29 protein-coding genes are annotated in these 26,096 nt (G+C 70.8%); 15 read left to right on the forward strand and 14 right to left on the reverse strand.

The window, feature by feature from the left end; all coding sequences use genetic code 11:
• Positions 1–128 precede the first annotated feature (128 nt).
• Positions 129–974, forward strand: a complete 846-nt coding sequence (locus tag ABD329_RS19835) for a calcium-binding protein (RefSeq protein ID WP_198281038.1) — start codon at positions 129–131, stop codon at positions 972–974.
• A gap of 65 nt (positions 975–1,039) precedes the next feature.
• Here ABD329_RS19835 and ABD329_RS19840 read toward each other — a convergent pair whose 3' ends face one another.
• Positions 1,040–2,179, reverse strand: a complete 1,140-nt coding sequence (locus ABD329_RS19840) for a substrate-binding domain-containing protein (protein ID WP_198281037.1) — start codon at positions 2,177–2,179, stop codon at positions 1,040–1,042.
• 537 nt (positions 2,180–2,716) lie between these two features.
• On the opposite strand from ABD329_RS19840, the gene ABD329_RS19845 reads away from it, so the two are divergent.
• The 4 genes from ABD329_RS19845 (at position 2,717) to ABD329_RS19860 (ending at position 6,861) form a co-directional block, all read left to right on the forward strand.
• Positions 2,717–5,248 (forward strand): ATP-binding protein, encoded by a 2,532-nt coding sequence (locus ABD329_RS19845; protein WP_344316697.1) that lies wholly within the window; start codon positions 2,717–2,719, stop codon positions 5,246–5,248.
• Positions 5,229–5,699, forward strand: coding sequence for a roadblock/LC7 domain-containing protein (locus tag ABD329_RS19850; protein ID WP_020868862.1), 471 nt, complete (start codon positions 5,229–5,231; stop codon positions 5,697–5,699). Before ABD329_RS19845 ends, ABD329_RS19850 begins: the two co-directional genes overlap by 20 nt.
• Before the next feature lie 246 nt (positions 5,700–5,945).
• The gene (locus ABD329_RS19855; protein WP_233361397.1) at positions 5,946–6,296 is read left to right on the forward strand and encodes a DUF742 domain-containing protein; all 351 of its coding nucleotides are present in this window, start codon (positions 5,946–5,948) and stop codon (positions 6,294–6,296) included.
• On the forward strand, positions 6,244–6,861 hold the full coding sequence (locus ABD329_RS19860) for a GTP-binding protein (protein WP_164428548.1): 618 nt from the start codon (positions 6,244–6,246) through the stop codon (positions 6,859–6,861). Before ABD329_RS19855 ends, ABD329_RS19860 begins: the two co-directional genes overlap by 53 nt.
• A 37-nt stretch (positions 6,862–6,898) precedes the next feature.
• On the opposite strand, the gene ABD329_RS19865 is transcribed toward ABD329_RS19860, so the two are convergent.
• On the reverse strand, positions 6,899–7,483 hold the full coding sequence (locus ABD329_RS19865; protein ID WP_198281237.1) for a helix-turn-helix domain-containing protein: 585 nt from the start codon (positions 7,481–7,483) through the stop codon (positions 6,899–6,901).
• Between the two features lie 47 nt (positions 7,484–7,530).
• Here ABD329_RS19865 and ABD329_RS19870 point away from each other — a divergent pair, with 47 nt between their 5' ends.
• Positions 7,531–8,412: a class I SAM-dependent methyltransferase gene (locus ABD329_RS19870; RefSeq protein ID WP_198281236.1), complete on the forward strand. Its 882-nt coding sequence runs from the start codon at positions 7,531–7,533 to the stop codon at positions 8,410–8,412.
• A 4-nt stretch (positions 8,413–8,416) separates the two neighbouring features.
• Here the strand turns inward: ABD329_RS19870 and ABD329_RS19875 are convergent, their stop codons facing one another.
• A complete protein-coding gene (locus tag ABD329_RS19875; protein WP_198281235.1) occupies positions 8,417–9,124 on the reverse strand; it encodes a TetR/AcrR family transcriptional regulator in 708 nt (235 codons plus the stop codon).
• Positions 9,125–9,279: 155 nt separating this feature from the next.
• Between ABD329_RS19875 and ABD329_RS19880 the strand changes: the two genes are divergently transcribed.
• The 3 genes from ABD329_RS19880 to ABD329_RS19890 all read left to right on the forward strand — a co-directional run bounded on the left by ABD329_RS19880 (position 9,280) and on the right by ABD329_RS19890 (position 11,793).
• Positions 9,280–9,729, forward strand: coding sequence for a nitroreductase family deazaflavin-dependent oxidoreductase (locus ABD329_RS19880; RefSeq protein WP_198281234.1), 450 nt, complete (start codon positions 9,280–9,282; stop codon positions 9,727–9,729).
• A gap of 87 nt (positions 9,730–9,816) precedes the next feature.
• A complete protein-coding gene (locus tag ABD329_RS19885) occupies positions 9,817–10,500 on the forward strand; it encodes an SRPBCC family protein (protein ID WP_344316698.1) in 684 nt (227 codons plus the stop codon).
• 60 nt (positions 10,501–10,560) lie between these two features.
• Positions 10,561–11,793: a cytochrome P450 gene (locus ABD329_RS19890; protein WP_198280877.1), complete on the forward strand. Its 1,233-nt coding sequence runs from the start codon at positions 10,561–10,563 to the stop codon at positions 11,791–11,793.
• Between the two features lie 53 nt (positions 11,794–11,846).
• Here ABD329_RS19890 and ABD329_RS19895 read toward each other — a convergent pair whose 3' ends face one another.
• The gene (locus tag ABD329_RS19895) at positions 11,847–12,119 is read right to left on the reverse strand and encodes a CBU_0592 family membrane protein (RefSeq protein WP_037950822.1); all 273 of its coding nucleotides are present in this window, start codon (positions 12,117–12,119) and stop codon (positions 11,847–11,849) included.
• Between the two features lie 71 nt (positions 12,120–12,190).
• Here ABD329_RS19895 and ABD329_RS19900 point away from each other — a divergent pair, with 71 nt between their 5' ends.
• The gene (locus tag ABD329_RS19900; protein WP_198280878.1) at positions 12,191–13,096 is read left to right on the forward strand and encodes a LysR family transcriptional regulator; all 906 of its coding nucleotides are present in this window, start codon (positions 12,191–12,193) and stop codon (positions 13,094–13,096) included.
• On the opposite strand, the gene ABD329_RS19905 is transcribed toward ABD329_RS19900, so the two are convergent.
• A complete protein-coding gene (locus ABD329_RS19905) occupies positions 13,097–13,387 on the reverse strand; it encodes a hypothetical protein (protein WP_198280879.1) in 291 nt (96 codons plus the stop codon).
• A gap of 304 nt (positions 13,388–13,691) precedes the next feature.
• Here ABD329_RS19905 and ABD329_RS19910 point away from each other — a divergent pair, with 304 nt between their 5' ends.
• A complete protein-coding gene (locus ABD329_RS19910) occupies positions 13,692–14,420 on the forward strand; it encodes a DUF4232 domain-containing protein (protein WP_198280880.1) in 729 nt (242 codons plus the stop codon).
• 222 nt (positions 14,421–14,642) lie between these two features.
• Here ABD329_RS19910 and ABD329_RS19915 read toward each other — a convergent pair whose 3' ends face one another.
• The 3 genes from ABD329_RS19915 to ABD329_RS19925 form a co-directional block, all read right to left on the reverse strand.
• Positions 14,643–16,142, reverse strand: a complete 1,500-nt coding sequence (locus tag ABD329_RS19915; protein WP_198280881.1) for an FAD-binding oxidoreductase — start codon at positions 16,140–16,142, stop codon at positions 14,643–14,645.
• Between the two features lie 185 nt (positions 16,143–16,327).
• On the reverse strand, positions 16,328–17,131 hold the full coding sequence (locus ABD329_RS19920) for an SGNH/GDSL hydrolase family protein (protein WP_344316699.1): 804 nt from the start codon (positions 17,129–17,131) through the stop codon (positions 16,328–16,330).
• Positions 17,118–17,687 carry a PadR family transcriptional regulator gene (locus ABD329_RS19925; RefSeq protein ID WP_198282023.1) on the reverse strand — a complete coding sequence of 190 codons (570 nt, stop codon included), beginning with the start codon at positions 17,685–17,687 and terminating at the stop codon, positions 17,118–17,120. Before ABD329_RS19925 ends, ABD329_RS19920 begins: the two co-directional genes overlap by 14 nt.
• Positions 17,688–17,815: 128 nt before the next feature.
• Here ABD329_RS19925 and ABD329_RS19930 point away from each other — a divergent pair, with 128 nt between their 5' ends.
• A complete protein-coding gene (locus ABD329_RS19930) occupies positions 17,816–18,253 on the forward strand; it encodes a nuclear transport factor 2 family protein (protein ID WP_198282024.1) in 438 nt (145 codons plus the stop codon).
• Positions 18,254–18,263: 10 nt separating this feature from the next.
• On the opposite strand, the gene ABD329_RS19935 is transcribed toward ABD329_RS19930, so the two are convergent.
• The 3 genes from ABD329_RS19935 to ABD329_RS19945 all read right to left on the reverse strand — a co-directional run bounded on the left by ABD329_RS19935 (position 18,264) and on the right by ABD329_RS19945 (position 20,502).
• Positions 18,264–18,602: a nuclear transport factor 2 family protein gene (locus ABD329_RS19935; RefSeq protein ID WP_198282025.1), complete on the reverse strand. Its 339-nt coding sequence runs from the start codon at positions 18,600–18,602 to the stop codon at positions 18,264–18,266.
• Between the two features lie 65 nt (positions 18,603–18,667).
• Positions 18,668–19,453, reverse strand: coding sequence for a vWA domain-containing protein (locus ABD329_RS19940; protein WP_198282026.1), 786 nt, complete (start codon positions 19,451–19,453; stop codon positions 18,668–18,670).
• A 167-nt stretch (positions 19,454–19,620) separates the two neighbouring features.
• The gene (locus ABD329_RS19945; protein ID WP_198280045.1) at positions 19,621–20,502 is read right to left on the reverse strand and encodes a helix-turn-helix transcriptional regulator; all 882 of its coding nucleotides are present in this window, start codon (positions 20,500–20,502) and stop codon (positions 19,621–19,623) included.
• A gap of 90 nt (positions 20,503–20,592) precedes the next feature.
• Between ABD329_RS19945 and ABD329_RS19950 the strand changes: the two genes are divergently transcribed.
• Complete coding sequence (locus ABD329_RS19950; protein WP_198280044.1) at positions 20,593–21,291, forward strand: SDR family NAD(P)-dependent oxidoreductase; 699 nt, start codon at positions 20,593–20,595, stop codon at positions 21,289–21,291.
• A 20-nt stretch (positions 21,292–21,311) separates the two neighbouring features.
• On the opposite strand, the gene ABD329_RS19955 is transcribed toward ABD329_RS19950, so the two are convergent.
• The 3 genes from ABD329_RS19955 to ABD329_RS19965 form a co-directional block, all read right to left on the reverse strand.
• Entirely contained in the window at positions 21,312–21,905 is a 594-nt protein-coding gene (locus ABD329_RS19955; protein ID WP_198280043.1) for a DUF4291 domain-containing protein, read from the reverse strand.
• A 202-nt stretch (positions 21,906–22,107) separates the two neighbouring features.
• Entirely contained in the window at positions 22,108–23,256 is a 1,149-nt protein-coding gene (locus tag ABD329_RS19960; RefSeq protein ID WP_198280042.1) for a cobalamin B12-binding domain-containing protein, read from the reverse strand.
• Positions 23,253–24,665: a PP2C family protein-serine/threonine phosphatase gene (locus ABD329_RS19965; protein ID WP_246618875.1), complete on the reverse strand. Its 1,413-nt coding sequence runs from the start codon at positions 24,663–24,665 to the stop codon at positions 23,253–23,255. The genes ABD329_RS19960 and ABD329_RS19965 overlap by 4 nt, the downstream gene beginning before the upstream one ends.
• Positions 24,666–24,782: 117 nt before the next feature.
• Here ABD329_RS19965 and ABD329_RS19970 point away from each other — a divergent pair, with 117 nt between their 5' ends.
• Positions 24,783–25,190 (forward strand): RidA family protein, encoded by a 408-nt coding sequence (locus ABD329_RS19970; RefSeq protein WP_198280041.1) that lies wholly within the window; start codon positions 24,783–24,785, stop codon positions 25,188–25,190.
• Positions 25,191–25,284: 94 nt separating this feature from the next.
• Positions 25,285–26,046, forward strand: coding sequence for a MerR family transcriptional regulator (locus ABD329_RS19975; RefSeq protein ID WP_198280040.1), 762 nt, complete (start codon positions 25,285–25,287; stop codon positions 26,044–26,046).
• The last annotated feature ends 50 nt before the right edge of the window (positions 26,047–26,096 follow it).

The following is a 26,096-nucleotide window of genomic DNA, read 5'->3' on the forward strand; positions in this document are numbered from 1 at the left end:
GCTTGCCATCCATCAAGGTCTACCGGGGCGATTGGAAACACCAAATAGCCGATCGCCGGCGCCAGGTGGCGGAACCGCGTTTTTTCGCCGGCCCGATCGGCACTGATCGCACGAAGGGCCATTTCCCTATGCGCAGATACCGGACCCTGGCCGCTACGGCCACCCTCGCCCTCGCCCTGGGGGGAGCCGCGCTCGCGGCGCCCGCCGCCCAGGCGGCCCCGACGACCTCGGGCTCTCTCGTCCACGAGGACGGTGAACTCTGGTACAAGGCCACCGCGGGACAGAAGAACGATCTGACGGTCTCCGAACAGATCGTCAGCCGTGGGGAATTCGAGTCCTATTACGTCCTCACCTTCCGCGACCGGGGTGACATCACCATTGATCCGGAGGCGGCGAACTGGGACGAGTGCACCTACCCGACCGCGAGCGATCACACCGTCGCCCAGTGCGCGGTGGAAATCCCGCAGAACTCCGACGACTCCGACAACTTCGACGTCGATCTCGGTGACGGGAACGACACCGCGAAGATCGACCCCGATGGTTCGGCCTACGCCGGAATTCACGGCGGCGCCGGTAATGACGTCCTCCAGGGCAGTGCCGCGCCCACGTTCTACGGCGAGGCCGGCAACGACAAGATCGACGGTGGCGGCGGTGTCATGGGCTTCGGCGCCTACGGCGGCGACGGCGACGACACCATCACCAACTGCGCGCAGGAATGCCAGGGCGGCGCCGGGAACGACACCATCACCGGTGGCTCCGAGGACAACGTCCTGCGCGGGGGCACCGGCAAGGACATCCTGCGCGGCGGCAAGGGCGCTGACGCCATCTACGGCGACCAGGACGACGACACGCTGTACGGCGAGGACGGCGACGACACGATGTACGGCAACAGCGGCAACGACGTGCTGTGGGGCGGCCGGGGCAATGACACCCTCTCCGGCGGTCCGGGCAGCAACGAGGTCCACCAGGACTGAGTCCCGGAGGACATGAGTCCGTCCAGGCCGGGGCTCCCTCCAGGGGCCCCGGCCCTCCCCTTCGCCTACTTCCCCCAGATCTTGCGATACGCCTGCCGATAGCCCTCGGAATCCCACGACAGCGCGCCACCGCTGTTGGCGGCGGTGGTGATGTGCACCGAGGGGACGTACCCGCTGGCGGGCTTGTCCGCGAAGGCGCGGTTGAACTCATCGGCGATCTGCCAGCCCTGTTCGGTGAGGGGCTCGGGCACCGTGGCCGCCTGGAACCGCTCGCCGTTGACGCGCTCGAAGGCCGACGGGTCGCCGTCCCCCGCGCCGATGTTGAACGGGGCGCCCGCGCCGTCCTTGCCCGCGGCGCGCAGAGCGGCCGCGGTGTGCCGGAAGTACAGGTCGTTGATGGCGGCCGAGTACGTCCACTTGTCGCCGAAGCGGGAGAGCAGGGACCGGACCTCCCCGATGGCGCGCTTGTTGACCTCGGGTATCGGGATGTTCCGGTAGCTCAGCAGCTTGACGTCGGAGCAGGTGGCGAGCTCCTTCTTGATCAGGTCCGACTTGTGCTTCGCGAAGGGGACCGTGCCGTCGGTGAACAGCACCACGCCCGCGCGGCCGCCCGAGCGGGCGATGATCCAGTCGGCGCTGATCTTCGCGACGTCCTCGACCCGGGTGGTGACGTTGGTGAACAGATCGGGGCTCCCGTCCGGGCCCGGGGTCGGGGCGGAGTGCCAGCCGATCACCGGAATGCCCGCCGCCTTGGCCTCCTTGATCTCGTCGGAGACGCTGCCGGGGTCGAAACCGGCGATCGCGATGCCGTCCGGCTTGAGGGCGAGCGCCTTCTTGAAGGCGGACCGGTAACCCTCCGGCGTGCCCTGGCCGTTGAGGGTGCGGGCGCTCCACCGCAGCAGTGCCGCGGCTTCCCGCACCCCCTGGGCGACTCCGGCCGGACCGGGGTTGGAGAGGTCATGGGCGATGAAGACGACGCTCTTGCCGTGACCGGCCGCCTCGGGCCCGGTGGTGGGACCCTTCCACGGGGCGTCCACGGCCTCGGCCTTCTTGACGGCTTGTTTCGCTCTGGAGACGACGGTCGGGCAGCCGGGCTTCGCGGAGGTCCGGTGGGTCGTGGTGGAGGCGGCGCCGGGCTCGCAGCCGGCGGTGGCCACGGCCAGCAGCGCGATGGCCGTCAGGGCCGCCTTGCGGGTGGGGTGCACGGGTCTCCTCGCAGGGCACGGAGTGGTACGGAGAGTTCGGGCCGGGAATGGTCGGGGCGTGGTTCGGGGTCGACCGGGGGCGGTTCGGGGGTCGACCGGGGGCGGGCCGGGGGCTGGGAGCAGACAGGTTACGGGTGGCGGCGCCGCGTCGGGCAGCCCCCTTCGGCACTCGCGGCCGCGTCGGGCACAGTCGTGAACAAGCCAGCCCATGCGCCACCCTCGGTCTCCACCCCGTGACCACCGGGTGGCCACCTCCCGGCCACCGACTGGGCGGTTGGCGGGGCGCTGGGGGATACGTAGATGACCGTAGATGGCCTAAACCCAGCAAACCGTGGACATTCCGTGGTCGTTGGGAGGCCATGCCTTGCGCGTGTGCGCGCAGGCGGTAGTGTTCACGCCCGGTCACCCATGTGGCGCGATTCCATCGCTCGCATTCCGGCCGGAATCGCCTGCGCCGACGTCCCGTTTCCCGGTGTCGGCGATCGGCGGCAACAACACCTCGGTCACCGCTCAGGAGCACATCGAAGGAGGACCTGGGTGTCGGGTCGTAAGACGGAAGCCCTCGGCGCGCTCCTCGACCGCTGGCCGTTCCGGCGGAAGCTCAACGTCCTGGTGATCGTGCCGCTGACGGTCGTCGGCGCGCTCCTCGGCCTCGCCGTGAACGGCGAGGTGCGGCAGGCCATGGACGCCAACCGGATCGCCGAGCGGGTGCGCGACAGCGGCCAGGTGGCCCGGCTGATCAACGACGTACAGACCGAGCACCGGGAGGCGCTCCTGCTCTCCGTCCAGCAGGAGTCTGCCCGTCCCGGAGCCACCCTCCCGTCCACCGCCGACTACCGCCGGGCGCAGCGGGTCACCGATGAGCGGGCCGCCGGTGTGCGTTCGGCGTTCGGCTCCGCCCTGCCGAAGGACGAGGCCCGCGCCCTCGACTACGTCCGGCGCCTGAGCGTGCTGCGGGACAAGGTCGAACGGGGCTCGGTGCCCGCCGCCGGTATCGACCCCGCGTACGCCGCCGCCGTCGGCTATCTCATCGACGGCATCGGGCTCGACCACCTCTCCGACAGCCCCTCGTCCTCCGTCATCGAGCTGGTCGACGCCGTGATGCGCGCCGACGCCGCCCATGCGGCGTTCGAGGGCGGGGTGTTCTCCGCCCAGACCCAGGACGCCAACGGCCTCACCGAGTACACCCGCGCGGTCGGCGCCCACCGGGTCTACGAGGAGCAGTCGGAACGTTTCGCCAGGATCGCCGACCCCGACCAGGTCCTGCGCCTCGACGGCATCGAGCGGAACGCCGAGGAGAGCGGCATCGAGGACCGGTTCGCCGAGCTCCAGATCGACCCCAGCTCCCTCCAGAGCCAGTCGCCGCGGCAGCTCCGCACGGCGATGGCCCAGGTCAACCGGCAGGCCGAGGCCCGCCTCGAGATCGCCCGCTCGCTGATCGGCGAGATCGCCGACCGGGCCGACGATGCCTCCGACGTCGCCCTGTACAAGGCGCTGGCCCTGCTCGCCCTCGCCGTCCTCGGCTTCGCCGCCTGGCTGACGTTCTCCTTCCTGGTCCGGCGCTCCGTCGTACGCCCCCTGGCGGCCCTCACCGGCGCCGCCCACCAGGTGGTCGAGGTGGCGGACGAGGAACTCGCCAAGGTCGAGGACGACGACACGACCGACACCACCCCGCTGCGGCCCCGGCCGATCCCGGTCCCGGTGCGCGACGAGATCGGCGCTCTGGCCGAGGCGTTCAACCAGGTGCAGGTCACCGCCGCGGCGCTGCTGGAGCGGCAGGTGCTCAGCCGCCGCAACGTCGGCGAGATGTTCGGCAACGTCGGCCGCCGGGTCAGCAACCTCACCACCCGCCAGCTCACCCTGATCGACGCCGTCGAACGCGAGGAGACCTCCCCCGACATCCTGGAGCGGCTCTACCGCATCGACCACATCGCCGTACGCCTCCAGCGCAACGCCGACAGCCTGATGCTGCTCGCCGGAATCCGGGAGACCGAGCTGGACGCCCGGCCGACGACGCTGGCCGATGTCATCCGCGCGGCGCTCGGCCAGATCGAGGGGTACCAGCGGGTGTCCCTGCGGTCCGAGACCGAGGTCACGGTCGCGCCCGACATCACCGGCGACCTCACGCTGATGCTGGCGGAGTTGCTGGAGAACGCGGTCTCGTTCTCCCCCTCCGACACCCCCGTCGAGGTCGTCGTCCGGCCCGGCACCGATGTCACGGCGGACGGCGGCGCGCTGATCGAGGTCATCGACCACGGACTCGGCCTGGCCGCGGAGCGCCTGGCGGAGGAGAACGCCCGCCTGGTGCGCCGCGAGCGGCTCGACCTCGTACCGACCAAGGTGCTCGGCCTCTTCGTGGTCGGCGGCCTCGCCCGGCGCTGGGGCATCCGGGTCACGCTGAGCCGTACGCCGGGCGGCGGGGTCACGGGCAGTGTGTGGGTGCCGTCCGCGCTGCTGGTGGCGCGGGGGGCGGGGGAGGAGCCGGTGGTTGCGGGGTCGGCTACGGTTACGGGTTCGGTTGCGGGCTCGGCTTCGGGTTCGGGTAAGGGTGCTGCGGGGGTCGGGCGGGAGCTCGCGTCCGCGCCTGCCGGCACGCCTCCGCCCGTACGGCCCTCCGGGCCCTCCGGGTCCTCCGCCACCGCGCCCGAGCGGCACCCGGCGGCGCCGGTGACGGAGTCGGGTCTGCCGCGGCGCGTCCCGGCGACGTCCCGTACGCACGCGGAGTCGGCCGGCACCGCGAAGGAGACGCAGGCGGCGAACGAGCCGAACGCCGGGAAGGCCGCCGCGAACGAGCCGAACGCCGCCCCGGCCACCACCCCCGGCTCGCGCCCCCTCCGCCGCCGCGTCCGGGGCGCGACGCTCGACAAGACCACCTCACCGGCCGACCGGGCGATCCCGGCGACGCGTCGGCCCGCCGACGCCGACGCGGTCCGCTCCGAACTCGACGAGTTCGAGGCGGCCGTACGCAGGGCGGAGCGGGACAGCGCCGCCGCCACCCCGGCCGAAGCCATGCCATCGACACATCAGCGACCCCGGAGGGAGTCGGGCAGTGACCACGCCGACAGATAAGAGCGGTACCGCTGAGCGGGAAGCCACCGATCTGCGAGCCGCCGCGGCCGACTTCACCTGGCTGCTGGACCGATTCGCCACCCAGACCGCCGGTGTCGTCGACGCCATCGCGGTGTCCTCCGACGGCCTGCTGATCGCCGTCTCCCAACTGCGGGAACAGGCCGACTCCGAGCGGCTCGCCGCGATCGTCTCCGGCGTCACCAGCCTCGCCGCCGGTGCCTCCGGCAACTACGGCCTCGGCGACCTCAACAAGGTCATCATCGATCTCGAGGGCGGCCATGTGCTGGTGTCGTCCATCGGCTGCGGTGCCGTGCTCGGCGTCGTGACCACGAAGGAGGCGAAGCTGGGCAACATCGCCTACGAGATGACCCTCTTCGCCAACCGGGCCGGGACCGCGCTCACCCCGCAGCTCGTCATGGAGCTGAAGAAGAGCGCCGGGTCCGTCGGCTGACGAGGCGCGCGGCGCGTGGAGGAGGGGGTCGAGATGGTCGCCGGTGAGCCAGCACCGCACGACACGACGGCGCGGGAGGGGACCGGGCAGGAGGCGGAGGACGACGCCCGGGCCGCCCCGGAGCCGCCCGAGTCCGTAGGGCCGCCCGGGTCCGAGGAGCCGCCCGGGGTCGAGGAGCCGCCCGGGTCCGAGGAGCCAACGGAGCCGCCAGAGCCCGCCGTCCGAGCCTCCGCCGTCCGCCCGTTCCTGCTGACCGCGGGCCGGGTGGCCGGGAGCGGCGCCGCGCCACCACTCCCGGTCGAGACCCAGATCGTGGCGACGCCGGACGGGCTGTCCGCCCTGCGGTCGCTCGCCTTCGAACGCCGCGACATCGTCGCCGCCTGCCGACGTCCCCAGTCGGTGGCGGAACTGGCCGCCCGGCTGCATCTGCATCTCAACGTGGTCCGGGTCCTCGCGGAGGACCTGTGCGCCGCGGGACATCTGGCGGTCCACGTCCCGAACGCCGGGACCGTCCACGACATCTCCGTACTGCGAAGGGTTATCGATGGTCTCCGTGCCGTCCCCGACTCACGGGGCTCACTCCGCGACAGCGGTTGAAGAACCGCCACTGCCGGTCAAGCTGGTCATCGCCGGTGGCTTCGGGGTCGGCAAGACCACGGCGGTGGGCGCGATCTCCGAGATCCGGCCGCTGACCACGGAGGCGTTGATCACGGAGGTCGCGGCGGGCGTGGACGACCTCACCCACACCCCCGGCAAGACCACCACCACGGTCGCCATGGACTTCGGCGTCATCACGATCGACCCGAAGCTGAAGCTGTATCTGTTCGGCACGCCGGGCCAGGACCGCTTCGGCTTCATGTGGGACGACGTGGTCGAGGGCGCCCTCGGCGGTCTGGTGATCGTGGACACCCGCCGCTTGGACGACTGTTACGCGGCGGTCGACTACTTCGAGCACAAGGACATCCCCTTCGCCGTCGCCATCAACGCCTTCGACGGCGAGGTCCAGCACGATCTGGACGAGGTCCGCTGGGCCCTGGACATCTCCGAGCACGTTCCGCTGATCGTCTTCGACGCCCGCGAGACGGGTTCGGTGCGCGACGCGCTCCTGGTCGTACTCGACGTGGCGCTGTCCCGCGCCCAGTCCGCCGCCAACCCGGCCTGAGGGGACGTAACGGAACGCCCGGAGCCCCAGACCGGGATCAGGGGTCGCCCTCCTCCGACAGCGACCGCAGATGCGTACGGCGCCCGTCCTGGTCCAGGATGCCCAGGGCCTCGGCAGGCCCGCCGTGCGCTCCGAAGGCGTGGGGGATCATCGTGGAGAACTCAGCCGCCTGCCCGGTCTCGACGACGATCCTCCGATCCCCCAACACGAGCGTGACGGCCCCGGACAGGACCGTGAACCAGTCCCTGCCCGGATGGACCTTGAGCGCCCCGGGGCTGGTCGGGGCCGGTTTGGTGAGGCGCAGCTTGGCCACGATCACCCCGGGCTGCCGGTTCAGCATCCAGGTGGTCAGCCCGCGCGCCGCGTCATGCTGCGGCCGGATGATCACGTCATCGTCGGCGGTCGACTCCACCAGCTGATCCAGACTGGTCCCCAGGGCCCGCGCTATCGCGCTCAACTGGTCGAGACTGATCCGTCGATGCCCCGTCTCGATCCGGCTCAGCGTGGACGGGCTCAGATAGCAGCGGGTGGCCAGATCGTCCAGTGACCAGCCCATGGCCGAACGCAGTCCCCTGATCCGCTTGCGAACCAGGGCGTCGAGAGCGCTGTCCTCTTGCGTCATACGCAAGATGGTATGTCGCTGAAGCAAGGCCCACTTACGCTCGAAACATGACGGACCACCACCACGAGCACCACCAGGACCACCACCACCAGCACCACCACGAGCACAGCGCGGACGACTCGGGCTGGGCCGAACTCCTCGACCTCGACGCCGAGGTCCTGCACACCTATCTGTCCGAAGTGACGTCCCAACTGGCCCAGTTGACGCGGGACGACCCGCCCCACCGCATCCTCGACCTGGGCAGTGGCACCGGCACCGGCACCCTCGCCCTGCTCCAGCGTTTCGAGGAGGCCGAGGCGATCGCCGTCGACCGATCCCCTGACCTCCTGGAGCATCTGCGGGGCAAGGCCCGCGCACGCGGAGTGGAGGACCGCGTCCGCACCGTCCAGGCGGATCTGGACGGCACATGGCCGGACTTCGGCCCCGTGGACCTGGTGTGGGCGTCGGCGTCCGTCCACCACCTCGCCGACCCCGACCGCGGCTTGTGCGAGATCTTCGAGCGGCTGCGTCCCGGCGGCCTTCTGGCCGTGATCGAGATGGCCGGCTTCCCGCGCTTCCTCCCCGAGGACGTGGGCCGGGGGCGCCCAGGGCTCGAAGCCCGCTGTCACGCCGTACAGGCCCAGGAGCACGCCGAGCGGATGCCGGAGCTGGGCTCCGACTGGGGCCCTCGCCTCTCCCGCGCCGGATTCACCATCGTGACGGAGCGCCCCTTCGCCATCGATCTGCGCCCCCCGCTCCCCGAGCCCACCGGCCGCTACGCCCAGGCGTTCCTCCGCCGTGTGCGTTCCCATGTGGCGGACCGCCTGAGCCCCGACGACCTGGACACCCTCGACCACCTCATCGACAGCGACGGGCCGGACGGTGTGCTGCGACGCGACGACCTCGCCGTCCGCGCCGAGCGCACCCTGTGGGCGGCCCGCCGCCCGTGACCCGTCAACGGGTCGGCGGAAGCCCGAGGAAGTCGGCGAGCTGTTCGATCGCGTGGTCGAAGAACTCGTCGGTGGGGTCCACGCTACCGACGAACTGACCGAACAGCTCGAAGCTCACCATCCCGAACAGCTGCGTCCACACCACGATGCCGCGGTTGAGCGTCTCCAGCGGCAGGTCCGGCGCGATCCGCTCACCATCCGGCGTGACCTGCTCGCTCAGGGCCCGCAACTGACCGGCCAGGACGTCGGTCAGGGGCGGGCCTTCGAACGCGGGCGAGGGGTTCGTCTCCCGCAGGATCCTGATCAGGACCATCGGTACCCGCGCCGCCGAGGCGACCGTGTCCTGCGGGGCGGCGTACCCCGGGATCGGCGAACCGTAGATCAGGGCGTACTCATGCGGATTGGCCCGCGCCCAGTCCCGGACCGCGTGACACGCCTTGCGCCAGCGCTCCCGCGGCGCGCCCCCCTCCGCGGCCTGCTCCGCCCGCGCGCCCACCGCGTCGTACGCGTCGATGATCAACGCGGTGAGCAGCTCGTCCCTGCTGGCGAAGTAGCGGTACAGGGCCGACGACACCATGCCCAGCTCCCGGGCGACCGAGCGCAACGAGAGCTTCTGGGCGCCATCCACCGCGAGCTGACGCCGGGCCTCGTTCTTGATCTCCTGCGTGAGCTCCGCCCGGGCCCGCTCCCTGGCTGTCCGACTGGCGTTCATGCCGACCAGTGTGCCATGAGCGAGAGCGGCGCACGATTCCGAGAGCACTGCTCTTGACCGGCGGCAGAGATTCGGTGTTCAGTGTTCTCAACTGAGAGCGCTGCTCTCGCCGCCTGAACACCGCTCTCGCACATCGAGGGCCGAAGAGGGATGACATGACCGAGCTCCGCAACCTCAAGCCCAGCACGTTCGACAGGATCTTCAACGGCCTCGCCAAGCGCCTCACGAAGCTCGGCATCGGCCTGGCCGGGAGCCAGATCCTGGCCGTTCGCGGCCGCAGGAGCGGCGAGTGGCGCACCACCCCGGTCAACCCGCTGACCCTGCGCGGCGAGCGCTATCTCGTCGCCCCGCGCGGCCACACCCAGTGGGTGCGCAATATGCGCGCGGCGGGCGGCGGCGAACTGCGGCTGGGGCGCAGGGTGGAGCCGTTCAGCGCCGTCGAGGTCGAGGACGACGCGAAGCCGGAGATCCTGCGGCTGTACCTGAAGAAGTGGGCGTGGGAGGTCGGCCGCTTCTTCGACGGCGTCGACGCGACGTCGAGCGACGAGAAGCTGCTGGAGATCGCGCCCGGCTTCCCGGTGTTCCGGATCAGCGCGCGGGGATGACCCGCGGGTCGCGGGACCGCCGACGACGCATCCCACCGACCGCATTGCCCAACTCGACCGCGAATCGCCCACAGCGAAGGGAAACCCATGTCCGGCAACCGCCCGTCACCCGCGCGGAACCACGTACCCACCACCGCGCTCACGATCGCGCTCGCCGCCGCGGGTGTCGTGGGGATGGCGGCCCCGCAGACCCAAGCCGCACCAGCGAGGGCCAAGACCGCCCAGGCCGCCCACCACGACGACCCCGCCACCTGCCGCGGCGAAGGCGTCGACCCCACCGCCCGGATCCGCTACCGGTCCGATGTCGTGATCAAGGCGCCGCTGAGCACCGTCTTCGCGTTGCAGACCGACGTGGAGCGCTGGCCGACCTGGCAGCCCCCCGTCCTCACCATGAAGCGCCTCGACCCCGGTCCGCTCCGGAAGGGTTCGCGGTTCCGGTGGACCACCCCGGCGCCCGCCACCCCGACGACCCCCGCCACCACGCTCGACATCACCTCCACCGTCCACCAGCTCAAGCGCGACTCCTGCATCCGGTGGAGCGGACCCGCGATCGGTGAGGGGCTGCGCATCGACGAGGGCGTCCATGTGTGGACCTTCACCAAGGTCAGGGGAGGCGTCCGGGTCCACACCGAGGAAACGTGGACGGGCGACCAGGTCGAGGCGGATATCCCCACCGCGACCGAGGCCCTGGGCCAGGGCCTCGAAACGTGGTTGAGCGACCTGAAGACCACCGCCGAGGCCGCCAACCGCCGTGACCGGCAGCCTCTTTGACTTCACCCATGAGTGATGCATAACTGATCGCCGCACGTCGTACGGGTCTGGAGGCGCTCCGTGGGTGAAGCAGAAGTGGCGAACGAGACGAAACCGGAAGCCGCGCGGAGCGCGAAGCCGGAGGCCGCGGAAGCGCGCTGCCCCCTCGGCGACTTCCCGTTCGCCACGGAGCACCCCCTCGAACCGCCGAAGGAGTGGGCGGCGCTCCGGGCGGAGGGCTGCCCGATCCCGGAGTTGAGGCTGCGCTCCACCGGCGCCCCGGTGCGGGTGCTGACCCGGTACGAGGATGTGCGCGCGATGCTGTCCGATCCCCGCTTCCCCCGGGACGCGAGCGAGGCGGGGCCGGACGGGATCGGCACGGGCGAACGGCACCAGCGCTGGCGGCGCCTGGTGGGCCAGGCGCTCACCGCCAAGCGGGTGGCAGTCCTCCGCCCCCGGATCGTCACCATCGGCCACGCCCTGGTGGACGCCATGGAGGCCGGGTCGGCCCCCGCCGACCTCTGGACGGGTTTCGCGTACCCGTTTCCCGCGCGGGTCGTCGGCGCCCTGCTGGGCGTACCGGAGGCGGACTGGGACCGCTTCGCCTACTGGTCGGGCGCCTTGTTCAGCGGGGACCGCTACGGCGAGCGGGAGACCCGCACCGCCCGCGAGGAACTCCAGGCGTATCTGGGCGAGCATGTGACCCGGACGCGGAGCGCGCCGGGTGACGACCTGCTCAGCAAGCTGATCGAGATCACCGACGCTGCCGACCCCCGCCCGCCCGAGGCGGTCCTGGTCCAGATCGCGCGGGGCCTGATGCACGCCGGCCACGAGACCACGTCGAGCGTGATCGGAAAGCTGGTCCCGGTCCTGCTCGATGACCGTTCCCGCTGGCAGCGCCTGCTGGACGACCGCTCCCTGATCCGCCCGGCCGTCGAGGAGTTGCTGCGCTTCGACGTCAACCGTGGCCCGGGCATGCCGCGTTACCTGACGGAGGACGCCCAGCTGGGCGGCGAGGTGCTCCCGAAGGGCAGTACCACCGTGTCGGTCGTCGCCTCCGCCAACCGCGACGAGCGGATGTTCCCCCACCCCGACCAGCTGGACCTGACCCGCACCCCCAACCGCCACCTCGCCTTCGGCGCCGGCGCCCACTCCTGCATGGGCCAGGCCCTGGCCCGCACCGAACTGCACGTCGCCCTGGAAATCCTCCTGGACCGCCTGCCCGGCCTCGCCCTCGCCGTCCCGTCCTCCGAGCTGGCGCACCGCGCCGGAGTGCTCACGGACAGCTTCGAGCAGGTGCCGGTGGTGTGGTAGCCGTTGTCGCGGGCTAGGCAGGGCTAGGCGGGGTTGGGCAGGGTTAGGCGGGGCTAGCGACCGTCGGTCACGCCCAGCCCGCGGCGTACGCCCACGAGGGTCTGCATGCCGATGATGACCCATACGAAGTTCGAAGTGACCGAAGGCCAGGCGCCATTGGCGGCCGCCGATACGGCCAGCAGTGCGCCACCGAGCATGTTGATCGACTGGGATGTGCGCGAATCCGGTTCGATCCGCCGACGTGACACCAGGGCGTAGGCCGTGGCGGTGCACAGGGCCCCGATCCACCCGGCCGCCGCGGCGACCAGGGGCAGCAACTCCTCCATACCGCCATGGTGGCGGCCACGGGGATACACATCAATCGAAGTTGTCTTCCCCCCGCATTAAGCTGAACTGAATGGATATCGACGCACGCAAACTGGCCGTACTGCTGGCCGTCCACCGGGCCGGAGGGGTGCTGGCGGCGGCGGATGTCCTGCATCTGACGCCGTCCGCCGTGTCCCAGCAGATCGCCCGTCTGGAGGCCGTGGTCGGCGTCACCGTTCTGGACCGTCAGCCCCGTGGGGCCGTCCTCACACAGGCGGGTCGCGTTCTCGCCGAAACCGCGGAGCGCATCGAGTCCGAGCTGACCGACGCCCGCAAAGCACTGGCGGCGCTACAGGGGGAGGTGACGGGCACGGTCGTCATCAGCGCCTTCAAGACGGTGATCCGCATGCTGCTCGTACCGCTGGTGCACCGGCTGCGCGAGCAGTTCCCCGGCCTGGAAGTGCTGATCCGGGAGATGGACGGCGAGAAGGCCCAGCAGGAGCTGCGGTCGGGAGCGGTCGACCTGATCATCCTGGAGGCCGAGAGCCCCATCGGACACCGGGCCGTGCGCGGCACCCGCGACGTGCCGGTGCTGGAGGAACCGTGGGTGGTGGTCATGCCCGCGGCGACGCCGGTCCCGGTCAGTACGGCGGACCTGGAACACCTCACCTGGCTCGGCGTCGACCCGGGCGCGGCCGCCCACAGCGCCACCGAACAGGCCCGGCGCGGCCTGAAGGCCGCGCCCCCGGCCCACAGCTACTACGACTACGACGTCGCGCTCTCACTGGTGTCGGGAGGCCTGGGCATCGCGATCGTGCCCGCCTTGGCCGTGCTGGGTGTACTGCCCGACGGCGTAAAGGCGGTATCCCTGCCCGGCCTGGGCACCCGCCGCCTGATCGCCCGGCACCGCACCACCCGCTCCGAGCCCCGCAAGGAAGTCCTGACCGTCCTCGACGCCATCATCGCGTCCGCCGCCGAGCTCGACACCAACGTGTAGTCAGCCGCCGAAGGACCAGAAGAGGGCGGTTATGCCGCCGAACCCAATGACACCGAGGGCGGTTCCGGCAATGGCGACCCACAGGCGCCCGGCCCCGCGCCGGGCGTGGTGCACACCCATGGCGCCGAGCGCGATGGCGAGCGGCCCGGCGATGATCGTCCACGGAAAGGTGACGAGCACGAGCACCGGCACCCATGTGCCCACGGCGGAGAAAAGGCCGAGCACAAGCGCGGTGGGGCCAAGCGCGACGGCGGGCGAGTCGCTTCGGCCGGACACGGTCGACTCGGACATGACCTGCACCCCCGTGGGATGGGTTCCTGTTCTGTACTGATCGTACCGATGGCGGGTGCGGTTGGCCGATGGCGGGCATGGCTCAAGGGTCCGCGGGGACCCCGGGGCCGCGGGGACCAAACCCCTTGGATCACCGGGGATGTGCGGGCGCACCGGCCGCGGACCGCAGATCGGCCTCGATGTTCCCGGTAACAGCCGTGTTAGCCGGATGTTAGCGGGACGGCGGCAGTTCGGTAGTGGCCCCGGTCAGAGTTGTTGTCGTACCGAGCGGACCACGACACCGACCACTCCCGGGGGACCCGAAATGCGCTCCAACACCACTGCCCGCATCGCCCGCCGTCGCGGTCTCCGCGTCGCCGCCGCGGTCCTGACCGCGGCCGCCGCCCTGACCCTGACGGCCTGCAACGACTCGGACGCCGGCGACAAGAAGTCCGCGGGCCAGGCCGACACGGCCCCGGCCGGGTCCGGCGGCTCCTCGGGTTCCTCCGACGGTGCGCGGGGTTCCGACGCCAAGGGGGGCTCGGAGGCGGACGGCGCGAAGGACCAGCCGGGCGGCGGGCAGGCCGCCACCGAGGGCGGCGGCAGGGCGCACGCGGGCGTCGAGCGCTGCCGCACCGAGAACCTGGAAGCCGCCTTCGCCACGGGCCAGGACGCGCTCCCGGAGCGGGAGGAGGGCGCGGCGGGCGCGACGACCGCCACCATCGTCCTGATGAACAAGGGCTCCTACTCCTGCAAGCTCGGCGGCTTCCCCGGTGTTGACCTGACCTCGGTGAACGGCGGCGAGCGCTGGTCCCTGGCCCGCTCCTCGCAGAAGTGGAGCTCCGTGGAGGTGGAGGCCGGGCAGAGCACCGAGTTCACCCTGAACCTCGCCTTCACAGGGGAGAAAGAGGGCTTCTACCAGCCGGCCTGGGTCGAGATCACCCCGCCCAACGAGACCAAGGCCCTCAAGATCGAGTGGCCGTGGGAGTCCGACTCCCTCGTCGACCAGCGCAGCGCCGCCCACCCCGGCACCTTCGTCAACCCCATCGGCTGACCAGCTCACAGCTGAGCCATGAGGGTCCACTGACCCGCTGCCCTGGTGTGTGACGGCACCAGGGCAGCGGCCTTTCCGCGTTGAGCCGCATGCCTGAGCCCCCTCGCCGCTCGGGAGGGGGCTCGCGCCGTGCTCGGTCAGCAGACCTGCTCGGTCAGCAGACTTGCTCGGTCAGCAGACTTGCTCGGTCAGCAGACTTGCTCGGTCAGCAGACTTGCTCGGTCAGCAGACCGCGGGCGGGACGCTCTGCTCGTACTGGAAGGCGTTGTCGGGGTCGTACTTCGCCTTGATTGTGCGGAGCCGGTCGAAGTTGTTCCTCCAGTAGGCGGTTTCCCAGTCCTGCTGCGCGACGTTCGGCACATTGACGTAGGCGCCGTCCACGTAGGTCCGCAGGGCCTGGCTGAACTCGGCGATCCAGGCCTGGCACTGCGAGGTGAGCGGGTCGCAGACGCCCGGCTGGTCACTGCGCGTCCCCCAGCCGGCGCCGGGTTCGGAGTAGAAGAGCGCGTCGCGGTGCGGGAAGGCAGTGCCGCCGCGGGGGCTCCTCCTGACGTTCCCACCGAAAGCCTGGACGAAGAAGTTGCTGTCATCCGTCGGGGCGGTTTTGATGAACGAGTCGACGATGTCGATCGCGTCGTCCGGGAACGGCTTTCTGGTGAACTGCGAGTGGAACTTCCAGTTCGCCGGTTCCTGCTCGATCGGAATCTGGAATCCCGCGTATACGTCACCCCAGTTACCGACCTGCGTGGTGACGTCCGGGCTGTCGATCGACAGGATCGGGGCCAGCAGCTTCTTCGTCTCTTCCGGCGTTCCTTCGGGGAGGACCCCGAACAGAAAGATCTGGTTTCGGTGGATCTCGAGTTGGGTTCCGAGGTGGGGATCGGTGGTCGGCGCCGTGCGCTGATATGCCTCGAAGATGGGGCGAAGGTTGTCGATGCCCTGCCACGTCGCCTGAAGATAAGTGACGCTCTTCAGCGGAGCCAATTTGTAGGTCAGTGACGTGACGATGCCGAAGTTGCCGTTCCCCGCGCCACGGAGCGCCCAGAGCAGATCCGAGTTGTTGTGCGGGTTCGCCTGGAGCACCTTGGCGCACTCGGCGCCCGACGGGACGACGATCTCGGCCCCCACCAGGCTGTCGCAGGCCATGCCGAGCCAGCGGGTGAGGAAGCCGAATCCGCCGCCGAGCGTCGCACCGGACAGGCCTACGCTGCCCTCCGTCCCGGTGGTCACCGCGAAGTTCCGCTCCGCGAGGGTGGTCACCGCTTCCAACTGGTTGAGCCCGGCGCCGACCGTCGCGATACGCGACTCGGTGTCGATGTGAACCGACTTCAACTCGCTGATGTCGATCACGAGGCCGTTGTCCACGTTCGACCAGCCCTCAAGGGCGTGGCGGCCGCTGCGCACCCGCACCGCCACGTCGTTCTGCCGCGCCCACGTCAGGGCGTTGACCACGTCCTGGGTGTTCTGGGCGAAGACGATGACCAGCGGATAGTGGGAGAAGAGCTGGTCCCAGCCGAGTCGTGCGTCTGTGTATCCGGCGTCTTCGGGGCGGACGATCCGGCCGGTCAGCTCCGCGGGCCCGCAATGCGCATCGCCCCCGGACGCCTCGGTCACGGCGCCGGCAGCGGGGGCCGCGGCGACCGCGGCGCCCGACGCGACGACCGCACCGGCACCGGCGCCCGCGGTCACCCTCAGCAGTCCGCGACGGGAAAAGTCGTTCATGGTCCGTGTCCTTTCGACCACCGCAGACGCGAATCGGTCCTTTATGGATGATTTGGGCGAAGTGGACGGTAGCAAGGGTGACCACAGTGGACCGGCTCGACACGCTCGCAGCCACGGCCCATGCCGCGGCTGGGCGGGTGATCCATGCGAGGGCGGATGCGATGGTGGGCGCGACCCACCATCGCTCACGGACCCGTCCGATCTGCTCGCACCGGCCCCAGCCGCGGTCGCTTGGCCGTGCGGCCGTCGCCGGAGGAGCGGCCGCGGAGGCGGCGGGTGAGCCAGGGGCCGAGGAAGGCGGCGGTCCAGCGGAGTTCGTCGGTGGCGGCGCGCCATCCGGTGGGCACGGGGGTGGCCGGCGGGGGCAGGGGGTGGCTCCAGGTGTCGTCGGCGCCGGGGAGGCCGAGGGTGTACGCGAGCGCGGCGGCGATGCGCTGGTGGCCGATGGGGCTGGCGTGGAGGCGGTCTTGGCTCCACAGCCGGGGGTCGGTGACGACGGGGTAGTGGCCGGTTTCGGCGACGGTGACGCCGTGGCGCCGGGCGGCCTCGCGGATGCGCTCGTTCAGCGTGACGACGCGCGGGGTGAGGGGGCGCGCCAGGGGGCTGATGCGGGCGGGGTCGGGGAAGGTGAGCGTGGCGACGTGGGCGCCTTGCGCGGTGAGCGCGGCGAACATCGCCTCCAGGTGGTGGGCGGTGTGGTCGGCGTCGAAGCGGGGGCGGAGGAGGTCGTTGACCCCGGCGACGACGGTGGCCAGATCGGGGCGGAGCGCCAGGGCCGGTGCGAGCTGCTCCGCGTGGACCTGCGCGGCGAGACGGCCCCGTACGGCGAGATTGGCGTACGAGAGGCCGGGGTTCGCGCGGGCGAGGTGCTCGGCGAGGCGGTCGGCGAACCCGCGCAGACCCGTGACGTCGTCCCCGTCGCCGAGGCCCTCGGTCTGGCTGTCGCCCAGCGCGACATAGCGGCTGTACGGCGCGTCAGTGTCGGGCACGGCTGCGCTGCCTCTCTCGCAGGACGGTGATGGTGCGCTCGCACCAGTCGCGGTTGCCCTGTTCGAGGGCCAGGCCGCGCAGACAGGTCAGGTACGGGCCGATGCGGTGGCCGTGGCGCAGGAACTCCTCCTCCGTGCGGTCACCGCGCATCCTGCGCAGCAGCTTGCCGAAGAGCCGGATCTTGGCCTCGGCGAAGGAGGCGCGCTCGGTGAGCTGACCGATCAGGGTCTCCGTGTCGACGTGGTCGGCGGCCTGGACCTTGACGAGCAGGTCGTCACGGATGAAGGACGGCTTGGCGAACGCCGCCGTGAACTCCTCCAGCTCCGCCAGCCCGGCATCGGTCACATGGAACAACCGCTTGGTGGGGCGGGTCTCCTGGACCACCGCCCGGCCCGCGATCAGCCCGTCCTTCTCCAGCCGGGTCAGCTCGGCGTAGAGCTGCTGTGGCTGGGCGTGCCAGAAGTTGGCCACGCCGATGTCGAACGCCTTGGTCAGCTGGTATCCGCTGAGCTCCCCCTCGAGCAGTGCCGCCAGTACGGCGTGCCGCAGGGCCATCGGATCGCCTCCTTCGTGTCTCCGTGCCGCCGCATGCCGCTGTCATGCCTCTGTCGCCGGACACGCGACCATGATAGTCATGAAAGTGACTACTCACATCCATGACTATGAAAGAAGGCGGATGTGCGATGACCACTGCCGACCGTTTCCGTACCGCCATCGACAACCGCGACCTCGCGGCCCTGGACGACCTCTTCACCGAGGACATCCGCTTCTACAGCCCCGTCAAGTTCACCCCCTTCGAGGGCAAGCCGATGGTGCTGGGCCTCTTCGGGGTCCTGCTACGCACGTTCCAGGACTTCCGCTACGTCGGCGACCACACCGGCACCGCGCAGACCAGCACCGACGGCACCTCCGCCCCGTCCGCGGTGCTGCTCTTCCGCACCAGGGTCGGCGACAAGGAGATCCACGGCATCGACCTGCTGCACTTCGCCGACGACGGCCGCATCAAGGAGTTCACCGTCATGGTCCGCCCCCAGTCCGCCGTCCACGCCCTGGGCGAAGCGGTCCTCGCCGGCCTGGTCGAAGACGGCCTCGCACCGGCACCGACCCCCTCCGGCCAGTAGCGGGGCCGGCTCACACCTTGCCGCCGAAGAAGACCCGCACCTCCCGGATGAGGCCGTCCCGGACGGTGATCGCCTCGACGTTGCGGTGCCGGTCGCCCGTCGTGAGCTCGTACTCGTAGTAGACGAGGACGAGTTCCTGATCCGCGGGCGTGACGTGCAGCAACCGCTGCTCCCTGAATCGGTCGGCGGTGGGAAAGCACTTCTCGAAGAACGTCGCCCTGTCGATGTGGTCGTCCTGGGGGCTGGTGAACGTGAAGTCGTCGGCGTAAAGGGGGAGGGCCGCCTCGCGGTCCTGTGACCGGTAATGACGGAACGCCGCCTCGACGACGCTTCTCGGATCTTCGTTCATTCGACCTCCAGGATCGGACGGTTGGCTCCGCCCCGGCCTCGACAGAGCGATCGCGGAACGCCGGCTCAGTGGTCCGTTCGGTCTTTCAGGATGCCGGCGGACCGGGCGGAGTCGAGCCACAGCGGGAATGCATGGAGCAACTGATCGTAGAGGGCGGCGTCGGAGAGGGCCTTCGGTGTCGGTCCGGCGGCGAAGAAGCCGGCATTGTCGACGACGCGCCGGTTCGGCACCGGCAGGTCGTCGAGCCTGCGCAGAAAGCGGAACTCATCGTCGCCGAACCCGATGAACTGCCAGAAGATGGGCAGGCGCGCGGCCGTGCACAGTACGTGCTCAGCCGCCGCCTTGGAGGTGGGGGAGCCGTCGGTCTGGAAGACGACGAACGCCGGATCGTCGGCCCCGGACGCCTGGTAGTGGTCGATGACGGCCTGCATGGCGAGGTGGTAGTTGGTTCGGCCCATGTGACCCAGTGAGTCGTGCAGGGGGTTGATCCGGTCCTGGTAGGCGTCGAGGCTGATCTCGGCGGTTCCGTCGATGTCCGTGGAGAAGAAGACGACCGGTACGACCCCGTCGTCATCGAGGTTGGCCGCGAGGGCAAGCGTCTGCTCCGCCAAGTACTGTACGGAGCCGTCCCGGTAATACCGGCGCATGCTTCCGGAGCGGTCCAGCACCAGATACACCGCGGCCCGTTGCCCACCGGCAGCGTGCTTGGCCAAGGAGACCGCGGCGGTCTTGTAGAGGCTGACCAGCCCCGGGGCCTGGGCGGCGACCTTTTCCAAACTGATCGCGGGGGCCGGTGCGGTGGGGCGCTTGCGGTAGTCGATTTTCGGACGCTTGCTGTAATCGATGGCCATAGCCGGTGATTGTCCTCCAATGGGTGACCCCGACCGGCTGCGTCTGGAGCAGAGCACCGCCTACCCGGGCGGCATCCTCGGACTCGTCTACGCCCCGGCGTGACCATACGAGCCGAGTGCTGGCGGGCGGGGGCCACACCGTCCCGGCGGGCGGGTGGGCAGGGCGATCAGGAGGCGGGCGCGGAGGTGCTGGTGGTGGCGGGCGCCGTGAGGTGCCTCAACTTGGTCTCATCCGCACTGCCGGGCACGGCGGTCAAGATCACGATCTTGAAGTCGGAATCGCCGTCGGTCAGGACGTCGCAGTCCACGTCGACGGGGCCGACCTCGGGATGCTCGACCGTCTTGCGGTCCTCGCGGTGCGCGGCCACCGTGCCGCTCGCCCACAGCCGGGCGAATGTCGGGTTGCCCGTGGTGAGCACCTGGACCAGTTCCGCCAGACGTGTGTCATGGGGGAAGCGGCCGGTGGCGCGGCGCAGGTCGGAGACGATGGCGAGATCTGTGGCCTCGCTGTTCCGCGCGATGACCGGCCATGCGGCGATGCGCACGGGGTCGGAGCCGATCGGGAACCTCTCGCGGGCGAAGTTGCGCAGCGCCGGTGGCGACGCCGACGGGTCGCCGAGAAGCGCCGCCCACCCGGCGTTCCACCAGATCAGCTGCCAGTCCGCGGCGAATACGGCGACCGCGACGTCTCCGAGACGGCGCAGTACGCGGTGGACGCCCGGCGGGATGCGATCCGGGATCGGATCGTCATTCGGAGGGGCCAGCCCGGCCATGCGGTGGAGGTGGTCACGCTCGGCGGTGGTCAGTCGCAGGGCGCGGGCCAGGGACGCGACGACCTGGGCCGAAGGTGCCGTGGCCCGCCCCTGCTCCAGGCGCACCACATAGTCGACGGAGACTCCGGCGCGTTCGGCGAGTTCCTCACGGCGCAGCCCGGTCGCGCGGCGTGCCCGGTCCGTCGGCAGCCCCACGGCGGATGGGGACAGCCGCTCCCGCCAGGCGCGGATCGTCGCGCCCAGCCCGACTCCCTCTTTCGTCGCCATACCGGCCATCCTGCCCCTTCCCGCCCCCATTCTGGTACTGCCGTTCCTACGGTCGAAGCGTCCCTGGTACGGCCTCGGCGCCGCGCGGACGATCGATCCATGACCACTACGTTCATCACCGGAGCCAACAAGGGGCTCGGCCACGAGACCGCCCGCCGCCTCATCGAACTCGGTCACACCGTGATCGTCGGGGCCCGCGATCCGGAGCGGGGCGCGGCGGCCGCCGCCGCGCTGGGTGCGCGATTCGTCCGTATCGACGTCACCGACGACGGCTCCGTCACCGCCGCGGCGGCCGACGTCGCCGCGCACGAAGGCGCGCTCGACGTTCTGATCAACAACGCCGGGGTGCACGGTCCGCATGGCGATCCCGGTGCCCTGACCGGCGCGGACGCTCTGAGCGTCTTCGATGTCAACCTGTTCGGTGTGGTGCGGACGACCACCGCCTTCCTGCCGCTGCTGCGCCGCTCGCCGGACCCCGTCGTCATCAACGTCAGCAGCGGGATGGGGTCGCTCGCCATCACCCACGATCCGTCCCGGGTCGAGTCCTCGGTGATCGCGCCCCTCTACACCGCATCGAAGGCGGCCCTCACCATGCTGACCACCCAGTACGCCAAGGGGCTGAAGGACATTCGCGTCAACGCCGCCGATCCCGGCTACACGGCGACCGATCTCAACGGCCACACCGGTCCGCAGACCGTCACCGAGGGCACCGACGCGATCGTCCGCCTCGCGACCGAGGGGCCCGGCGCCGGAACGGGGCGCTTCATCGACCGCGCCGGTCCGATCGGCTGGTCCTGATCGGCCGGCCAGACGGCCGGTCATCCCCGTAGGTGGGCAAGGAGGTCGTCCGGGGCGGGATAGGGGCGCTCCTGGGGCAGCAGTTGGCCGGCGGAGTCCAGGTCACCACCGCTGACCAGGGAGTGGATCTCGCGGGCGAGCGGGGTTACGTCGCGGATGGCGACCGTCCACTCGTCCGCGTAGCGCCGTACGGCCTCACCGGAGAGACCGAGTTGCAGGGACCGGTACGGCAGGGGCTGAAGGCGCAGGTCCCGCTCGGGATCCCACTGCACGCGAGCGGGCGCGCGCTTCAACTGCCGCTGCCAGGTGTTCTGGTCGGGGTGTACCCCACGCACATGGCTCGACAGAATCGCGTGGCGCAGCGCCCACTCGAAGCCGTCACGGCTGATCTCGACGGCCAGGACGGTGTCCTGCCCCGCCTTCGAGCCCCAGCCGCAGCGGTACATCATCCACAGGAACGACGGCTTGATCCATGTCATCCTGTCCCGCTTCCACCGGGCCGGAAAACGGCCCTCGCGGACGGCGGGCAGGCCGATTTCGGGGGAGTACGCCTGGTAGACGGTGATCGTGGATTCCGAATGGACGGCACGGATCACGCGTTGCGGATCTTCCATGACGTACAGCGTGGGGTCGGCCGGTTCGGGTGGCCACTGATTTTCGGCGCCGTCGGCTCGGACGGCTTCGGCTCGGACGGCTTCGGCTCGAACGACTTCGGCGTCGGTTCGCCACGGCGGGCGGGATCGGTGGGTTGGCGCCGTACGCGGCCCGTGCCGCCTGGATCGAGTGGGCCGGGGAACCCCCGGCGGGTTGGCTGATCTAGTCCTCGGTCTCCGGCGCGGCGAGCCATCGGCGGCCCGCCGAGAGCGTGTCGCGGGTCCGGGGCGACCCGCGCAGCTGGTCGGCCAGGGCATCCGTCATCGCGAGGAGGCAGCGGGGCTCCACCGAGCGGGCGGCGAAGTACGCCGCGGCGAAGGCGAGCTGCCCGGTGAATACGCGTGCGTCGTCGACGAACACGGCCGCCGCCAGGGAATCCAGCAACCGGCCCAGAAAATCGGTGCCCTCCTCGTGTTCCCTGGCCGAGGCGGCCGAGGCGGCCGAGGCGGCCGAGGTGGCCGAGGTGGCCGAGGTGGCCGAGGTGGCCGAGTTGCCCGAGCCGTCCGAGTTGTCCGAGCCGTCCGAGCGGGGCCGCAAGCCGGGGAACACGTCACGCAGCGCATACGCCAAGTGCGCCAGCAACTCGGGTCGTCGTCTGACGAGTGCCGCGTACTCCTCCACGGCACCGGCCTGGACCGAGGACTCCCCGCACAACACCGGCGGCCAGCGGTGAAGCAGCGCTCCCGCCGCGGCGCGGGCGTCTGCCGCGTACAGGTCCGCGCCCAGCGCGTACGCCCATACGCCCTCGGGGCCGAACCCCGGACCGCCCGCCATGACCGGGACACCGGCGCATCTACAGGTCTCGATCTGCCGGTGCGCGAGCGGAAGGTTGAACGTCAGCGTGCACGAGAGAGCGACGACGTCGGGGCCGGTCTGATGGACGTCCGACAGGAGCTCGGGCGGGGAGATCGAGCCGCCGAGCGAACGCACCTGGAAGCCGCGCAGGCGCAGCACCTCGGCGAGGATGTGGGAGGGCAGAACGTGCCATTCGCCATCGCTGCACGCCACCAGCACCTGGCGCGGTGGCCCGGCCTCGACAGGGGTGCGGGCGGCGGAGGCGACCGCGTCCACCGTCAGCCTGCTGACATGGGTGGCCGCGTGCTCCCGCGCCACCGTCCACTCGCCGGACTCCCACCTCTCACCGACCCTCACCTGGGCGGGTGCCACCAGGCCGAGCAGTACGTCCTCCGCGCTCACGCCGCCGCTCGTCACCAGGCCGACGGCCAGCTCCAGCGCTCCGCCCTCGTCCGCGTCGGCAAGGCAGGCATCGAAGTCCGCCCGGACGGCGTCGGTGATCCCGGTGGCGTTCATGGGCTCCGTGGCTCCCCGGTACTCGCGGACCCGCCGGGGCCCTCGGGCCGACGGTGCGGCGGTGAGCCACGGCGGGGAGGCGCCTGAAGCGTCAGGAGGGAGATGTCGTCGTGCGGGCGGCCGGCGAGCCATTCGGTCGTGAGGAGCTCCAGCCGCTCGGCGACCGACGGCGCCTGCATGCCGGCGCAGCTGGCCAGCGCGTCGACGAGGCGTTCGTCGCCGTATATCTCCCGTCCGCTCATCCCGCCTCGGGCCTCGGTGAGCCCGTCGCTGTAGAGAAGCATCAGCTCACCGGGTGCGAGGCGGAACTCCGTACAGCCGAAACTGGGATCGGGCAACGCCCCGACGAGCATGCCCTCGCAGACGATTTCCTCCACCTTTCCGTCGCCACGGAGTACGAGCGGGGAGAGATGGCCCCCGCTGGCGATCTCCACCTTCACCGAGCCGTCGTCGCGGGGCCGGGCGGAGCCCGTGACCAGGGTCGTGAAGCGGCGTCCGGCGCTGATGACGAGGTCGTTGAGCAGTTGGAGGTCGCCCAGGGGGTCGGGGCCCCGCTTGACCATGGCCAGGGTGCGCAGGCTCTGCCGTACCTGCCCCGCCAGCACCGCGGCCTCCGCGCCCTTGCCGGCCACATCGCCGAAGAAGAACGTGACACCGCCCGCGGGGCAGGGGGCCACGTGGTAGTAGTCGCCGCTGATGCGCAGGGCCTCGGCGGCCGGCCGGTAGGCGGCGCCGAGCCTGAGGCCGTCGGCCACCGGCAGCGGCTCCGGAGCCATGCTGGCCTGGAGGACGGCGATGGTGTGGGCCTGCTGCGAGTAGAGCGCCGCCGTCGCCAGCGCGAGTCCGGCCCGTTCGGCGAACTTGTGCGCCAGCTCGATGTCCGCGTCCTCGAAGCGGGCACGCCCCGGACCGCGCAGCATGATCAGCACACCGGCCGGTACGCCTCCCGCGGCGAGCTGGACCACCAGCGCCTCCTCGCCCTGAACGAGCTCACCCGGCAGGACGTCGTCGAGCGCGGCCATCTCCTTGGGGCGTACGACAGCGGGGCGGGGTTGGAGTCCGTGCAGCGCGTCCGCGACCTTGGGTATCCGCTCGAGCGCTTCGACCGTCACCTCCCCGGCGGCCCGGCCATCGCCCGGACCCGCCCGGTGCCAGTGCGTACGTCGTCCGCTCGCGGGCAGGACGACCACGGACGCGTCCGCCAGTTCCGGGATCACCAGCTCCACGAGCGCACGGGCGGTACGGCCGTGGTGGAGCGAGGCACCCAGGCGCCGGGTGGTCTCGTCCAGGAAGGCGGACCTGTCGCGCTCGTCGCGGAGCGCGGCCTCGACGAGCCCCAGCAGCTCACTCAGCTGCGCCGGGGCACGACCCCGTGCGCCCCGGCCCCCGCCGTCGCCGCTGTCCGTCATCGGCCACCGCCTCTTGTACGCTTCGCCACTCCGCCGCTGCGCCCGTAATGCCCAATTATTCCCCTTCCGTGTGTCTCGCCATGTAGCGGGAGGGCGTCCGTGACGGAGGATGTCTCCATGATCGAAGGCATCCACACCGAGAAGGCCCCGTTCGTACGCTTCTCCGACGGCACCGCGCCCCCGTTGTCCCAGGCCATCAGGGTCGGTGAGCTGATCTTCACCTCCGGGCAGGGGCCACTCGACCCCGTTACGCACGAGATACCGGCCGACTTCGACGACCAGGCGCGGCAGGTCCTGCGCAACCTCGTCGCGGTCTTCGCCGCGGCCGGTGGCGGCAAGGACCTGATCGTCAAGTGCACCTGCTATCTCAGCGACCGCGGCCACTTCGCCGCCTTCAACCGCGTGTACGCGGAGTTCTTCGCGGATTGCGCTCCGCTGCCCGCCCGGACCACGGTGGTCACGCAACTCGTGCGCGACGGCGTACTCGTCGAGATCGACGGCGTCGGTCGCGTCGGACGCCGGTAACCGCCCGCCGTCCGCGGCTTGCGCTTTCCGTCGCGTCAACTCCTACGGTCGCACGTGTGGCCGGACGCACCGGCCCGGCGAGGAGGGTGCGGCCATGGCCTGGTCGATTGCGGACGTGGCACGGATGTCCGGGGTGACGTCCCGGACTTTGCGTCACTACGACGAGATCGGACTGCTCGCTCCCGCGTACATCGGCGGCAACGGCCACCGCTACTACGAGCAGGCCGGCCTGCTGCGGTTGCAGCAGATCCTGCTGATGCGGGAACTGGGCCTGGGGCTGCGCGAGATCGCGGCGGTCCTGGCGGACCAGGTTGACCAGGTGGCCGCGCTGCGCGAGCACCAGCGCAGACTGCTGGCCGAGCGGGACCGCCTCGACGTGCTCGCCCGCACGGTCGCCCGCACCATCGCCGAACTGGAGGAAGACGAGGAGACGCCCGACATGGGAAAGATCAACGGGCCGGAGAACCTGTTCACCGGCTTCGACACCACCCGCTACGACTCGCCCGCCCGCACACAGTGGCCCGACCAGGCGCAGCGGTCAGCGCAGTTCGCCGCCACGCTCACCGAGGCGGAGACGGAGCGGCTCCAGCGTGAGGCGACTGCGGCCATCGTCCGTATGGCCGAGTTCATGCAGGCCGCCACGCCGGTGACCGACCCCGCCGTGCAGGCCGAGATCGACGCCCATTACCAGGGCATCTGCCGGATGTGGACCCCGGACGCGGCCGCGTTCAAGGCCCTGGCGCGGAACTACGTCGACGACGCGCAGTGGCGCGCGGCCTACGACCAGGTCGCGGCCGGGCTGGCCGAATACCAGCGGAACGCCATGGTCATCTACGCCGACGCCCGGCTGAGCTGACCGGCCGCCGAAAGGGGGCGGGTTCAGAGGAAGCTCAGAACTTCCTGTGC

The sequence above is a fragment of the Streptomyces javensis genome (assembly GCF_039525925.1).
In the GTDB taxonomy this organism is placed as follows: domain Bacteria; phylum Actinomycetota; class Actinomycetes; order Streptomycetales; family Streptomycetaceae; genus Streptomyces; species Streptomyces asiaticus.

Coding starts and splice junctions, on each gene's coding strand:
- ABD329_RS19870 (WP_198281236.1), top strand. CDS start 7,531: ATGACGGACCACCACCACGAGCACCACCAGGACCACCACCACCAGCAC.
- ABD329_RS19875 (WP_198281235.1), bottom strand. CDS start 9,124: ATGAACGCCAGTCGGACAGCCAGGGAGCGGGCCCGGGCGGAGCTCACG.
- ABD329_RS19960 (WP_198280042.1), bottom strand. CDS start 23,256: ATGAACGCCACCGGGATCACCGACGCCGTCCGGGCGGACTTCGATGCC.
- ABD329_RS19925 (WP_198282023.1), bottom strand. CDS start 17,687: ATGGCCCTGCGGCACGCCGTACTGGCGGCACTGCTCGAGGGGGAGCTC.
- ABD329_RS19945 (WP_198280045.1), bottom strand. CDS start 20,502: ATGGCCGGTATGGCGACGAAAGAGGGAGTCGGGCTGGGCGCGACGATC.
- ABD329_RS19865 (WP_198281237.1), bottom strand. CDS start 7,483: ATGACGCAAGAGGACAGCGCTCTCGACGCCCTGGTTCGCAAGCGGATC.
- ABD329_RS19970 (WP_198280041.1), top strand. CDS start 24,783: ATGATCGAAGGCATCCACACCGAGAAGGCCCCGTTCGTACGCTTCTCC.
- ABD329_RS19915 (WP_198280881.1), bottom strand. CDS start 16,142: ATGAACGACTTTTCCCGTCGCGGACTGCTGAGGGTGACCGCGGGCGCC.
- ABD329_RS19860 (WP_164428548.1), top strand. CDS start 6,244: ATGGTCTCCGTGCCGTCCCCGACTCACGGGGCTCACTCCGCGACAGCG.
- ABD329_RS19885 (WP_344316698.1), top strand. CDS start 9,817: ATGTCCGGCAACCGCCCGTCACCCGCGCGGAACCACGTACCCACCACC.
- ABD329_RS19895 (WP_037950822.1), bottom strand. CDS start 12,119: ATGGAGGAGTTGCTGCCCCTGGTCGCCGCGGCGGCCGGGTGGATCGGG.
- ABD329_RS19955 (WP_198280043.1), bottom strand. CDS start 21,905: ATGGAAGATCCGCAACGCGTGATCCGTGCCGTCCATTCGGAATCCACG.
- ABD329_RS19835 (WP_198281038.1), top strand. CDS start 129: ATGCGCAGATACCGGACCCTGGCCGCTACGGCCACCCTCGCCCTCGCC.
- ABD329_RS19880 (WP_198281234.1), top strand. CDS start 9,280: ATGACCGAGCTCCGCAACCTCAAGCCCAGCACGTTCGACAGGATCTTC.
- ABD329_RS19935 (WP_198282025.1), bottom strand. CDS start 18,602: ATGAACGAAGATCCGAGAAGCGTCGTCGAGGCGGCGTTCCGTCATTAC.
- ABD329_RS19900 (WP_198280878.1), top strand. CDS start 12,191: ATGGATATCGACGCACGCAAACTGGCCGTACTGCTGGCCGTCCACCGG.
- ABD329_RS19930 (WP_198282024.1), top strand. CDS start 17,816: ATGACCACTGCCGACCGTTTCCGTACCGCCATCGACAACCGCGACCTC.
- ABD329_RS19910 (WP_198280880.1), top strand. CDS start 13,692: ATGCGCTCCAACACCACTGCCCGCATCGCCCGCCGTCGCGGTCTCCGC.
- ABD329_RS19975 (WP_198280040.1), top strand. CDS start 25,285: ATGGCCTGGTCGATTGCGGACGTGGCACGGATGTCCGGGGTGACGTCC.
- ABD329_RS19950 (WP_198280044.1), top strand. CDS start 20,593: ATGACCACTACGTTCATCACCGGAGCCAACAAGGGGCTCGGCCACGAG.
- ABD329_RS19940 (WP_198282026.1), bottom strand. CDS start 19,453: ATGGCCATCGATTACAGCAAGCGTCCGAAAATCGACTACCGCAAGCGC.
- ABD329_RS19905 (WP_198280879.1), bottom strand. CDS start 13,387: ATGTCCGAGTCGACCGTGTCCGGCCGAAGCGACTCGCCCGCCGTCGCG.
- ABD329_RS19965 (WP_246618875.1), bottom strand. CDS start 24,665: ATGACGGACAGCGGCGACGGCGGGGGCCGGGGCGCACGGGGTCGTGCC.